General features: G+C 60.7%; 9 protein-coding genes and 7 pseudogenes. 7 read left to right on the top strand and 9 right to left on the bottom strand.

Going from position 1 to position 11,536, the window contains the following annotated elements; translation table 11 throughout:
- Positions 1-525 precede the first annotated feature (525 nt).
- The 3 genes and pseudogenes from CK226_RS34220 to CK226_RS35950 form a co-directional block, all read right to left on the bottom strand.
- The gene (locus CK226_RS34220; RefSeq protein WP_024504268.1) at positions 526-1,584 is read right to left on the bottom strand and encodes a class I SAM-dependent methyltransferase; all 1,059 of its coding nucleotides are present in this window, start codon (positions 1,582-1,584) and stop codon (positions 526-528) included.
- Between the two features lie 57 nt (positions 1,585-1,641).
- Positions 1,642-1,863 (bottom strand): annotated as a pseudogene (locus CK226_RS34215) (insulinase family protein); the annotation flags it as partial.
- 1,053 nt (positions 1,864-2,916) lie between these two features.
- A complete protein-coding gene (locus tag CK226_RS35950) occupies positions 2,917-3,159 on the bottom strand; it encodes a hypothetical protein (RefSeq protein WP_224571023.1) in 243 nt (80 codons plus the stop codon).
- Between the two features lie 3 nt (positions 3,160-3,162).
- Between CK226_RS35950 and CK226_RS35945 the strand changes: the two genes are divergently transcribed.
- From CK226_RS35945 to CK226_RS35940, 3 genes and pseudogenes are all read left to right on the top strand, one after another.
- The gene (locus tag CK226_RS35945; RefSeq protein WP_224571022.1) at positions 3,163-3,462 is read left to right on the top strand and encodes a hypothetical protein; all 300 of its coding nucleotides are present in this window, start codon (positions 3,163-3,165) and stop codon (positions 3,460-3,462) included.
- 62 nt (positions 3,463-3,524) lie between these two features.
- Entirely contained in the window at positions 3,525-3,833 is a 309-nt protein-coding gene (locus tag CK226_RS36205) for a helix-turn-helix domain-containing protein (protein ID WP_236473435.1), read from the top strand.
- Between the two features lie 1,181 nt (positions 3,834-5,014).
- Positions 5,015-5,209, top strand: a pseudogene (locus CK226_RS35940) (DUF459 domain-containing protein); the annotation flags it as partial.
- 69 nt (positions 5,210-5,278) lie between these two features.
- Here the strand turns inward: CK226_RS35940 and CK226_RS34195 are convergent.
- From CK226_RS34195 to CK226_RS35935, 4 genes and pseudogenes are all read right to left on the bottom strand, one after another.
- The gene (locus CK226_RS34195; RefSeq protein ID WP_063169408.1) at positions 5,279-6,733 is read right to left on the bottom strand and encodes a glutamate synthase subunit beta; all 1,455 of its coding nucleotides are present in this window, start codon (positions 6,731-6,733) and stop codon (positions 5,279-5,281) included.
- Positions 6,734-6,774: 41 nt separating this feature from the next.
- Positions 6,775-6,938 (bottom strand): annotated as a pseudogene (locus tag CK226_RS34190) (thioredoxin domain-containing protein); the annotation flags it as partial.
- Between the two features lie 278 nt (positions 6,939-7,216).
- Positions 7,217-7,486, bottom strand: a pseudogene (locus tag CK226_RS34185) (pyridoxal-phosphate dependent enzyme); the annotation flags it as partial.
- An 8-nt stretch (positions 7,487-7,494) separates the two neighbouring features.
- Positions 7,495-7,699, bottom strand: a pseudogene (locus CK226_RS35935) (isopenicillin N synthase family oxygenase); the annotation flags it as partial.
- 801 nt (positions 7,700-8,500) lie between these two features.
- Here CK226_RS35935 and CK226_RS34175 point away from each other — a divergent pair.
- The 3 genes and pseudogenes from CK226_RS34175 to CK226_RS36200 form a co-directional block, all read left to right on the top strand.
- A pseudogene (locus tag CK226_RS34175) lies at positions 8,501-8,780 on the top strand (DUF411 domain-containing protein); the annotation flags it as partial.
- A 9-nt stretch (positions 8,781-8,789) separates the two neighbouring features.
- On the top strand, positions 8,790-9,023 hold the full coding sequence (locus tag CK226_RS35930; protein ID WP_127312611.1) for a hypothetical protein: 234 nt from the start codon (positions 8,790-8,792) through the stop codon (positions 9,021-9,023).
- Between the two features lie 68 nt (positions 9,024-9,091).
- Positions 9,092-9,556, top strand: a complete 465-nt coding sequence (locus tag CK226_RS36200; RefSeq protein WP_245437934.1) for a cytochrome c — start codon at positions 9,092-9,094, stop codon at positions 9,554-9,556.
- 238 nt (positions 9,557-9,794) lie between these two features.
- Here the strand turns inward: CK226_RS36200 and CK226_RS34160 are convergent, their stop codons facing one another.
- Entirely contained in the window at positions 9,795-10,211 is a 417-nt protein-coding gene (locus CK226_RS34160; protein ID WP_063169404.1) for a hypothetical protein, read from the bottom strand.
- 697 nt (positions 10,212-10,908) lie between these two features.
- Here CK226_RS34160 and CK226_RS34155 point away from each other — a divergent pair.
- On the top strand, positions 10,909-11,184 hold the full coding sequence (locus CK226_RS34155; protein WP_063169403.1) for a hypothetical protein: 276 nt from the start codon (positions 10,909-10,911) through the stop codon (positions 11,182-11,184).
- 147 nt (positions 11,185-11,331) lie between these two features.
- On the opposite strand, the pseudogene CK226_RS36125 reads toward CK226_RS34155, so the two are convergent.
- Positions 11,332-11,536: pseudogene (locus CK226_RS36125) on the bottom strand (hypothetical protein); the annotation flags it as partial.

The raw sequence follows: 11,536 nt of genomic DNA, 5'->3' as shown, positions 1-11,536 counted from the left end.
CCGCCGCCGGCTACAACTTCTCCCTCCTGCTCAGGTGGCTGAAGGGGTTTTTGTCGCTCTTGATTGCCCTGCTTCAAATCCGGCCGAAGCCGGTCGCCGCTTAGGGCTCGGATTGTTCACGGTCGACTAGTGAGCACTCTCCAATATGTTAGGCTCTGTCGCAGTAGCGCAACAAGCTCAGTCTTTGGATGGGTGGTATGAGGATGAGACGACTGAATGTGTACAGGCTCAGTCTTTTTATCGAGGCTCTCGTTTTTGTCGTAAGCGCGTTCGGTGCGACGTGGCTTACCAGCTTTGTGAACGCGCCATGGTGGACATATGTGATTATAGCGGCCATCGCTATGGGCATGTTCGTCGCCGTGCGTGGGGTCCTTTCTGAGCCGCAACGTATGGGACTCTTGGCACACAACTCGGCAGCGACCTCTGCGTGAACCCAGACGCCTTGAAAATGTGCCCGATGCGTCCGGATTTTTGGCGGTGATCTTCATCAAATGCGATGAGCTGCAATTTCTGGCGACGGCCACGCTAAGGGCGGGCCTCCAGCACCATGTTGAACGGTGTCTCCGCGGCGCGACGCAATCGCTTGAAGCCGCCGCCGGTCACAACCTTGCGCAGCCTCGCCTCACCGGCCTGGGCTCCAAGCGCGAGCCCGACTTCCTGCGACACGGATGCGGGCGTGCACACGAAAGTGGAAGCGGCATAGTAAACGCGGCCGACGGGATTGAGGTTCGCCGCCAGATGATCATGCGCGAACGGCTCGACGATCATCCACGTGCCGTCCGGCTTGAGCGATCCGTGGACATGGGTGGCGGCGCCCGTCGGGTCGCCCATGTCGTGAAGGCAATCGAAGAATGTGACGAGGTCATAGGTTCCGGGATAGCTCTTGGCGGCCGCCACGTCGAACCGCGTGTTAACGCCGACGCCGGCTACCTCGGCCGCCTTGCGGGCGCGCTCAATCGAAGGGGCATGATAGTCGAAGCCGACGAAGCGCGAATTGGGGAAGGCCTGTGCCATGAGCACGGTCGATGCACCATGACCGCATCCAACATCCGCGACGTCCACGCCGCGTTCGAGCTTCTCGACGACGCCCTCCAAGGCCGGCAGCCAGGAGTCGATCAGATTGGCATTGTAGCCTGGACGGAAGAACCGTTCCGTACCGCGAAACAGACACGCGCTATGATCGTGCCACCCGACGCCCTTGCCGGACTGGAATGCCTGCCTCACCTTTTCTTCATCGAGCCACAGCGCGGACAGGAACTCGAATGCGCCTGCCATGAAGGCCGGGCTGTCTTCATCAGCGAACACCAGCTCTTGCTCGGCGTTGAGATAGAATTTGTCGCTCGCTTCATCGTAGTCGACGTAACCCGCCGCCGCCTGCCCGGAAAGCCATTCCCTTACGAGGCGTTCCTGGGTGCCGGTGCGTGTCGAAAGTTCGGCGGCCGTCATCTTGCCGCCTTCGCGCAATGCCTTGAACAGGCCGAGTCTGTCCCCCAGCAGGACTCCCGCGCCCGTTGCGATCGCACCGAGATCGCCGACCATTTTCCCCAAGAATGCGTCCAACTTTTCCTGATTCGCTTCAGACATCTGAATCTCCCTTTGGGTTCAATCTCTCCAGGCGACGGAGCCGTGCTCGTCATGAGGCGCCTTGAGCATCAGATGCTCGAAGACATGCAGATATCCCCGGCGGCTCATTCCGCGCTGCCGATCCTGCACCAGACCATATGGGTGACGACCGGCGCGGTGGTCGGGAATGACAGCCACCTCCATGCCGTTGAAAAGCAGGAAATCCGTCACTTTGCCCTCGTCGGTAACCGGCGGAGCCGGAGTGGTCGTCACCAGGGCAAGCCCTGTTGCAGCAGGTATCCTTGGGCAGCCTGTCAGAACATCGATGACTCCGGTTGTGGTGCCGGGGTGGGCGATCAGGGGCCAAGTGATTGTTCCGCGGCGGCTGTATGTTGTGGTAAGGTGATCATGCGAACTCTTGTTGGTCGGTCACGTGTTTTGCGGATGACCCGCATGTACTGTGCCAAATGAGAAAACCATTCAAACGCAATCCAGTAGATCTGACTGTATCCGACATTGTCGGAATTTGGACATCGCCGAACGCGAAGCGCTCGGGGCTTGTGACGATACTTGAGCGTGCTGCTTCGGAGGAGGGATGAGCCTCGAACCGGCCGCGAGGCCTTTTTCTGGCAACGGATATTCCGGCCGGGTTAGGCCGCGAGGAAAGCGACGGTGAATAAGAGGTAGAGGACCAACCGTTTTGAGCGGGTAGTTGCCGTGTTGCGCCCCCAGGCAAAGGCCAGCACCACGGAGCAGTATTTCTGGTGGCGATACTACAACGCCTTTTAGTGCCGGTTACCCGTTTTTACCCAGTTGGCCTGGTGCATTCAGAGCGAGCTCGTTGGAAACCGCTTATTGTGGCTATGAGCGAACTCGGGATGGAGGAGTGGACCCAAAAATTGGCAAAATGCCCCAGGGAGGATTACATGGGTCGCTCATTCCCCGTACTCGTTACAGGTGCGCGTCGCTTCGCAAACAGCTTGCTTTTGACTTGGCGTTTTTTGCCGTCTCGGCATCGCTCACTAATTCGGCCGCTGCCGACACCGTGAACTGGCGTCAATTCGAAGGGACCAGCATAACTTGGGCCTACGACATCCACCCCTATGCGGATGCTCTCGCTGCGCAATTTCCGGAGTTCGAGAAGCTGACCCGGCATCAAGGTCACGCCGGAACTCTACCCAGACGATTCTTACTGGAACAAGATGACGATCCAACTGACGACGAAGTCGCCAGCATGGGATGTGTTCGGCACTGGCATTCAGCCCGCGTAGGACCTCGCTCCGAGTGGCGCCCTGGAGCCGCTGGACAAATACCTGAGCGATTGGAAGCTTACCGATGCTGGATACGACTACATTACGTGGACATGATCAAGAAGTGCGCGGCTCCTTCCTTCGCGTCCGGCCGCAGCGCGATGACGATCGACTCAAATATGTTCGGCTTCTGGAACGATGTTGCGGGGAAGCCGGCATCCGGCAAGATCGCCTTCGCTCCGCCGCTGCACGCACCGAGCGCCACGAGCTTGGAGTCTGACATCTGGATCTGGGCTCTCGCCATGAACGCGGCTTCCGAAAAGAAGGGCACGGCCTGGCTGTTCATCCCGTGGGCCACCTCCAAGCAGGTGGCGCTCAAGGGTGCCCTTGCTGGCCAGCTCGTCAATCCGCCGCGCACGTCGACCTGGCAGACGACACCTGGACTAAGTACGCTTCGCAGCCCGAGTTCAACAACTTCGTTGACAGCTTCAAAAAGATACAGGACCAAGCCGCGCTGGCTTTCACACCGCGTGTCGGCTTCGGCGAAGCCATGAACGCATGGGCCGTGGCGATGCAGAAGATGGTAAACGGCGATGACGTCGAGACGACGTTGAGGGCGCTTGCCGAAGAAATCCGCACTGGCCTCTGATCAAAAGGAACAGGGCAGTACTATTGCACTGCCCTGTTCCCGCCAACGGCGGAGATCACGCCGTGTCACCCCAAGCACTTAAACCCAGCGTGCCGATGGCAGCCGAAGGACCTGGCGCGCGCGCCTCGTCCGGTTCGGCTTCGCTGGAGGGGCGTTCCATCGACTGTTTCAGCCTTGCAATCATCCAGGCGCTGGCCAAAAGCCAGATGGAGCGCCGGCTCAGGAACCGGCGCAAAAACTCGAGCCTGCCGGCGCTGATCGAGCTGGTGCTGGCGCGGCCGCTGGTGTCGGCAGGTCTGGTCGCGGCCGAGCTGAAAATTAGCCAGCGCGCTGCGCTCGGGCTGGTGCCGAACTCGGCATCCGTGAGGTGACCGGCAGGGGGCGCTACCGGGCGTGGGACCCCGTTTAGCTGCGGCGGGCTTTGGCGAAAGCGACAGCACTGATGATTTTTGCTGTACGCTCATTCTCCCTCATCTGCGCGTTGACAGAAAACCAGCAGGCGAGGGTCACAGCACGCTGTGCTCCCCGCGATTTCCGGAAAACCAATGAAAAACGACTTTGATCGATCGCGCGGGACGTATCATTCAACCATGTCGAGAACGGGCGTGACGGCACGTACACTATGGACCGAGAGAACTTTGTCTGGCGACTTTGCGCACGCTTGCAAAACTCTTCGGAAAACTTCCTTCTGTTGATCCAATGATCGTAATGAGCTGGAGTGGCATCGCCGCTCTCCTCGGTTCTTGCTCTCTCAGTTGAACTTGATGCTAGCCTGCACGAAAACGCCGTAGCGCTTTGCCTTCCAATCGTCGGCCTGCGGGGAACCACGACCGCCCATTGCCTCTTCGAAATGAGCGGTGCCGTTATTCGCCACGGCCGCAACACCGCCTCGAGCTGGACGCCATGCCCATCGCCGTCTTCGGGAATTAGCTTGATCTTGGGCGCATGTGGTGCTGCTCTTTGCCGTCGAGCCGCGTGAAGAGGAACGCCACGTCACCAGAAAGGCTGAGTCGCTCGGTGAGTTGCGTCTGCCCGGCCAAGCCGAGTCGCAGCGAATGCCAATCGTTGTCCTGGCTGAGAGGTTGACGTAGGTGGGACGGTTGGCACACAGGTTCCCCAGTTGGTCGCCTGCTGCGTGCAACCGAAAGCATCGTAGCTCTCGTGCCAGAAATTGTTGCCAACAAAAGCACCGATGCGGTAGCGCGGTGAGTTCAAGAAATTATATCCAAGATCGGCGGTGAAATAGCTGACGCCGCCCCCGCGCTGATCACTGAATGTGTTTGAGTAGCCCCCCATTTCCGTAAGAAGTCCTCGTCATGAGAAAATCCTCCCTGATGCCGCCCGCACCGAGGAGGCCTTTACGAAAATGCCAGTCGGATTGTGGACTCGAATGCGCGTCTAGATCGTCATAGGTGAGCCGCGAGACCAGTGACGTACCTTTATGATTGTAAAGTTCCTTCGATGCGTTGCCGGTACTGGCCAGTAACGTAGTCCACCCTCGAAGGAAAAGACTGAGGCCGCCGACCCGGCTACCGACGCCGACTCGCAATCACCGGCACTCGACGGCGGTTCGGAACTTCTCGGTGCCGCAGCGCCGGCCAAGCCGGACGGGCCCGGTGAAAAATTCGTCGTCGAGGGCAAGGCGCCCGCTGCTGCGCCCGGCCGCGCCGACGATTTTTCTTGGCCGCCAAGGCGGCAGCCTGCGGCCGGGGCCACAACCGAAACGACCACGGCGATCAGTCCGTAAGCTGCCCGGGGCAGCGGAAGGGCGGAAAGCGCCTTCAGGTGGCCGCACAAGTAGGGTCTCGAGACGGACTCAGCGCGGCAGCACGCTCGATCCCATCAGCGCCTCATCGATGGCGCGCGCCGCCTGGCGGCCCTCGCGGATCGCCCAGACGACCAGCGACTGGCCGCGCCGCACGTCGCCCGCCGCATAGAGCTTTTCGACGCTGGTCCTGTAGTCCCGGTCATTGGCCTCGACATTCTTCGAGCGGCGGCTGTCAATGGCGATCTTCATCTGGCCGGCCAGTTCCGACACCGGCCCGCGAGCGGCTGGCCCGGCAAAGCCGATGGCGATGAACGCGAGATCGGCGCGGATGACGAATTCGGTGCCGGCGATCGGCTTGCGCTTTTCGTCGACTTCGCAGCATTTGACCCCGGTCAGCTGGCCGTTTTCGCCGATGAATTCAAGCGTCGCCACCTGGAATTCGCGCTCGGCGCCTTCGGCCTGCGAGGATGACGTGCGCATCTTGGTCGCCCAGTATGGCCAGACCGACAGCTTGTCTTCCTTTTCCGGCGGCTGCGGCCGGATGTCGAGCTGGGTGACGCGCACCGCGCCCTGGCGGAAGGCGGTGCCGACGCAGTCGGAGGCAGTGTCGCCGCCGCCGACGACGACGACATGCTGGCCGCCGGCGAGGATCGGATGCGACGGCCACGCCACCGACTGGATCGGTTCGCCGCCGACACGCCTGTTCTGCTGCACCAGATAGGGCATCGCGTCATGCACGCCGCCGAGATCGTCGCCGGGAATGCCGGCCGCGCGCGGCGTTTCGGAACCGCCGCAATAAAGCACGGCGTCATGTTCGGCGAGCAGCTCGGCAACCGGCTTGTCGACGCCGACATTGACGCCGCAATGGAAGGTGACGCCCTCGCCCTGCATCTGCTCGATGCGCCGGTCGATATAGTGCTTCTCGATCTTGAAGTCGGGAATGCCGTAACGCATCAACCCGCCGGGCCGGCTCTCGCGCTCATAGACATGGACGTCGTGGCCGGCGCGGCCGAGCTGCTGGGCAGCCGACATGCCGGCCGGGCCGGAGCCGATGACGGCGACGCGCTTGCCGGTCTTCTTCTCCGGCGGATAGGGCCTGATATGGCCGGTCTCGTAAGCCTTGTCGGCGATCGCCTGCTCGACCGTCTTGATGGCGACGGGGATGTCCTCGAGGTTCAGCGTGCAGGCTTCCTCGCAAGGTGCGGGGCAGATGCGGCCGGTGAACTCCGGGAAATTGTTGGTCGAATGCAGGTTGCGGATCGCATTGTCCCAGTCGCCATTGTAGACGAGGTCGTTCCAGTCCGGGATCTGGTTGTGGATCGGGCAGCCCGTCGGCCCATGGCAGAACGGAATGCCGCAATCCATGCAGCGCGCGGCCTGTTTCTCGACCTCTTTGTCGGACATCGGCAGCGTGAATTCGCGGAAATGCCGGATGCGGTCGGAGGCCGGCTGGTACTTGTGCACCTGCCGGTCGATTTCGAGAAAGCCTGTTACCTTGCCCATAGTCCAGTTCCTGCTGTCCAGATGGTGCGCCTGGCGACGCCCTGCAGCTGGATCAGATGGGGCATCCCGTCCACACATGGGCCGCACCAAGTTGCCCAAAATTCGACTATGTACACTTGCCGGGCTCAAAGCTCGTGAGGGGCTCGCCATGCAGCCAGTTCTCGACTCTAATCGAAGGAGCCGGGGACTCCATCTGCAATACCACGTTGCGGTCCAAAGCTATTTCCAAAGGTTTCTGCACGAGCTGGTTTCCTCTCAGAGACGGCACACGGGTTCAGGGAGGAGCGCATCGCTCGTCTTGCCCCATTGAGTGCAGTCACAGTCACTCAGTCTCAAAAGCCATGCCAACGCGCTCAGCGCGCAGTTAGCGCCCATTGCTTCGAAAAACCTCGTCAGTGCCCAGATGTTGGTTGTAATGAACCTGACATTTGTCTGACGCTGTCAGCTTTTGGACACGCGATCACGCGCTTCGTGCCGCCAGATGGCCAGGCCGAGCCCTGTGTTGCCAGCGGTCGCTTCGATGATTGTACCGCCCCGCGCGTGCCACGCTGTTCGGCATTAACGATCATCGACAACGCAATGCGATCCTTGATCGATCCGCCGGGATTCTGGCTTTCGATCTTGACGAAGCGACGACACCTGCCGGTATCGAATCTCTTCAGTTCGACGACCGGCGTCTCCCCAATCAGATCGAGCACTGACAAATGGCGGACGCAGGCGAGAGGACGCCTTTGTCGACGGTCGGCGGAACATCTCGAGGCTCATGCGGCTGCGGTCTCCAGAATGTCGGCATAGTGCCGTTGCGCAATATCGGGATGCGAGCGCAGTCGGCTCTTCAGCAGTTGCGGAACAGGGGATTGTCGGGGTCGCTGGCGGGGCACCCGCTTCGGCAGCCAGTTCAGGCGGCAGGTCAAGAAACCGTATGTCGGCATCAAGCCGCGCGCCGAAGAAGAAGGGAATAGAAACAGTGCCCTTCGAAAGACCCAGGGCGACGGAAATCATTGCATCGGGCGAGTTCATGCGCCTGAAGCAGCGCTGGCTGCAACTGCTTCATAGCGACAGGCGGGCGGAGACTCTAGCGGGGCTTTCGCCGCTTGGTTGATTGAGGCTCTCGACGAAGCCACTAAGATTCGGCGGCCGATAATAGCTTGCTGCTCATTGGGACGCCGACCAACGCCGGGATTGAGAAAGGCAACCCTGCCCCACAAGGCGGGTGTCACACGTGCGGTGCGTCCGCTCGTCGCGCCGGATGGTCTTTGAGACCTGGGTTCACGGCTATTCAGATGCACCCCTGTCGGCTTTTCGGTGCAGGCCGCCAGGCGGCGTGTTGCAGCAGCGGTAATTAGTTTGAGAGCGTGCGAGCACGGGCTGCATAGTGAGATCATTTGCCGGCGTGGGGACCAAGGTGTGGCGCAGCCTTAGAGAACTCAACACCGAGACCGGAGCAACGGAGACGGCTCTTTCGTCGAGACAGTTTAATTGGAAGGCCGAGAAGCACCGGCTGGGTAGCGTCACGCCGCATCATTCTTTGCGGAGCTGGAGCGCGCGGGATCGCTGGAGCGGCTGGTGAAAGCGGTTGCCGGGGCGCACGCCAACAACAACACGTGAGCTGGCGCCTCGTGTGGCAAAAGGAGGGGGCGAGAGCCCATGGCCTGCAATGAAGCGATCAAGCATTGCGATCGTGGAACCAAGCTGCCTAGTCGACCATCCGGACCGCGGCCTTCAAGCCAGCTCGCCTTGGAATCGGCCTTCCAGGAATCACCGTCAAGGCCGACTCACGACCTTTTCGCCATGAGCCGCGAAGAGGGCATTCCGCCGGAAGCCGATGGCTGCCTTCTCTCGTTCATCGACGGCTATGTGGTGAGCGGCCATGTGCCGGTCGGCACGGTCAACAAGCTCTTGACCGAGCGGCCCGACATCAAAGGGCATGACGCTGCCCGGCATGCCGATGGGCTCCCCCGGCATGAGTGGCACGAAGGAAGCGCCCTTCGAGATTCTCGAAATCCGAAAGTCTGACGCGACCGGCGGCATCTACGCCACGGAATAGGAGGCTTCGATGATGGAATGCATGAGCGGCATGATGATGTTCGGCACGGGCCTGGTGTGGCTGCTTGTCGTCGTCGTGCTCGTCCTCGGGACGGCCGCGCTGATCAAATACCTGTTCTCCAGCGGCGGCAAAGGAGAAGGGCGTCGGTCCTCTTATCGATGCGTGGCCGCGGCAGGCCTCGGATTGGTCTGGACATTGCCTTGGCTCGCCAACCGGATGGCCGCGCCCCGGCCGCGGCGATAGCGCTAGGCAAGACGGTTTTAGCCAGGCGAAGGTCAGCGCGATTGGAAAGCCCGCTGCCTTCGGGACGCATGCCGGCGCCGGGACCGGCCGCGGTCGTCGGCGGCGGCTACCAGAGCGACATGCCGGGCTTCGGGAATGTCCTCACCGACGAGGAGATCCGGGCCGTTCTGGCCTTCATCAAAAGCACATGGCCCGAGCGGGAACGCGCCTATCAGGCAGATGAGCCGCCGGGAGCGGGAGCAGACACAGTGAGACCAATCCTAGCCGCGGAGCCCTCGAACGCCCCCAACCGGAATGCATTGTCCATGAAAGCGAAACCGTCGCTTGCGATTCAATTTCTGGCGCTGATCCTCGGGACCTCCGCGCTGGCCCACCATCCGGGCGCCGATCTCGACAAGATGAGGGACAGCGCGGAGAGGTTCTTCCAGGCGATCGACGAGCAGGCCGCGCCGCCTTTCGAACTGGCCGACGCGGACGGAAGGGCCGTCCGCCTTCCGATCTCTCCGACAAGATCGTGGTGCTCTACTTCATGACGAGGTAACCTTGGAAGAAGAAGGCGACGGCCACTGGCGGCAGGATGGCAAGCACGCTGGCCGCAAAAAGCGGCCCATACTCATAGAAGCGGGCCGGTTCTGTCGCAAATCGTGCTTTTGGCCACAACTGGACGCTTTCGCGCGCTTATGGACCAGCTCACATGACAGGGCTCGACGTGCCCCGGGGTGGCGCCCTACTTCCACGCTCGCACTGTCACACTCCCGCCGAAAGGCGGGTTTAGTGAGTTATGGCAGTGACTGTGCCACCAGTCCAAACGTCGAGTTTCGCGGCAACTTCGACGCTTTCCTTAGCTGACTTGCCCAAAACCAGCGCGGCCAAAGCATACTGCTTGCCGCTCCCGATGGCATAATATTCACCTTTCACGGGATCACTTGGCAGCCAATTGCCGTCCAACAATACGGCTTCCCCATTTTTGCGCACTATCAGCGCCTCAAATTCAAAATTGTCGTCGTTGCGCGGCACAGGAATATCAGAAACATCCATGCCCTTCTCAACCCAGTCTCGAACGGCCTTTGGAATACCCAAGGACGAAGAGGAAACGCCGATGAGTGTGCCGTCGCATAAGCGAAACACCTTCGTTTTCTCACCGACGGATACTGAGTCAAAACCCAAGGCTCGGCCGTCGCCAGCCATGGTTCCGTTCCTGTAAGCTATTGTTGTCATTGGCACCCTTCTATCGCTGCATCAAACTTCAGGACCTTGCGCATGTCCCCTGTGTCAAGGTCACTGACCGACGGCCTATTTGCCTGATACACGATACAGGCTGCGCTCCTTGAGTTCGCGCACGGGTGGCCGTCATCTTGCCGCCTTCGCGCAATGCCTTGAACAGGCCGAGTCTGTCCCCCAGCGGGAATGACAACCACCTCCATGTCGTTGAAACGCAGGAAATCCGTCACTTTGCCTCGTCGGTAACGGGCGGAGCCGGAGCGGTCGTCACCGGGCAAGCGCGGTCGCAGTAGGTATCCTGGGCAGCCCGTCAGACATGGATGGCTTCGGTTGTGTCATGCGACTTCTTGTTGGTCGGTCACGTGTTTCCGGATAACCAGCATGCGCTGTGCCAAATGAGAAAACCATTTAAAGTCAATCCAGCAGATCTGACTGTATTCCGACATTGTCGGAAATTGGACATCGCCGAACGCGGGCGCTCGGGGCTTGTGATGATACTTGGGCGTGCTGCTTCGGAGGAGGGATGCGCCTCGTACCGGCCGCGAAGCCTTCCTGCATTTAAGGCGCCAGATCAATTGAACGCGATGCCGGGCAGCGTCGCAGCGGCTAAGCCAGCCACTCGCATTGCTCCCTGACAGGATGGTGCCGATCCTGCTGAGATCGCATGCTGGCGCGACGTTGCTTTGCGGCCACCGTCGCGCCTGCCCGTGAACTGTTCGCGCCTGTGCTCATGCTCGCCTTGACACCCTCGATGGGTCCATCCGGGATGGTCAACCATCCGGAACATAGCGGGCAGGCGGGCATCTTCACCAGCAGTCTCTGTGTCGCTCTCGTGGCGGCAAACAAGATCGAGGCTGGCGGGGTGATGATCAACGGTCCTCGAACCATCGATTTTGATCGCGGTGGCCGTTCAGTGCGTTCAAGCACGAGGCGCCGTTAGACGGCACCGCAGCATCATAGCGAAGTGCCATGCAGGACGACTCCCTGCAGCATCGTCTCGCGCAGCCAAACACTTGCCGGATCACTGTTGTGAACGGCCGGGCGTTTGACGGCCTGTGACGCGAAAAGGCAACGGAAGATCTAGCATTTATGGGGGAAATGTTTTTTCGGAGTGCTTGACCCGCAGGAAGGGCAGGGCATGACTGCCTATCGCCCGACCCGGCAAGGCCGCACTCATGACCGGCTGGGCTCGGTTAATCCTGCATGCCGCGCCCATGAGGTTACTTGTCCGGAGTGCGTCGAGCACAACGAGGAGATGTAGTTCACGATCTTTGAAAAGCGTGGTCAACCAT

Source organism: Mesorhizobium sp. WSM4311, from assembly GCF_002295115.1.
Lineage (GTDB): Bacteria > Pseudomonadota > Alphaproteobacteria > Rhizobiales > Rhizobiaceae > Mesorhizobium.
This window is presented reverse-complemented; position numbering and strand designations above follow the sequence as displayed.

Excerpts from the sequence above, each read along its gene's own strand:
- CK226_RS36200 (WP_245437934.1), top strand. The coding sequence starts at position 9,092 with ATGCCGGCGCCGGGACCGGCCGCGGTCGTCGGCGGCGGCTACCAGAGC.
- CK226_RS34220 (WP_024504268.1), bottom strand. The coding sequence starts at position 1,584 with ATGTCTGAAGCGAATCAGGAAAAGTTGGACGCATTCTTGGGGAAAATG.
- CK226_RS35950 (WP_224571023.1), bottom strand. The coding sequence starts at position 3,159 with ATGAACAGCCAGGCCGTGCCCTTCTTTTCGGAAGCCGCGTTCATGGCG.
- CK226_RS34195 (WP_063169408.1), bottom strand. The coding sequence starts at position 6,733 with ATGGGCAAGGTAACAGGCTTTCTCGAAATCGACCGGCAGGTGCACAAG.
- CK226_RS35930 (WP_127312611.1), top strand. The coding sequence starts at position 8,790 with ATGATGGAATGCATGAGCGGCATGATGATGTTCGGCACGGGCCTGGTG.
- CK226_RS34155 (WP_063169403.1), top strand. The coding sequence starts at position 10,909 with ATGCTGGCGCGACGTTGCTTTGCGGCCACCGTCGCGCCTGCCCGTGAA.
- CK226_RS34160 (WP_063169404.1), bottom strand. The coding sequence starts at position 10,211 with ATGGCTGGCGACGGCCGAGCCTTGGGTTTTGACTCAGTATCCGTCGGT.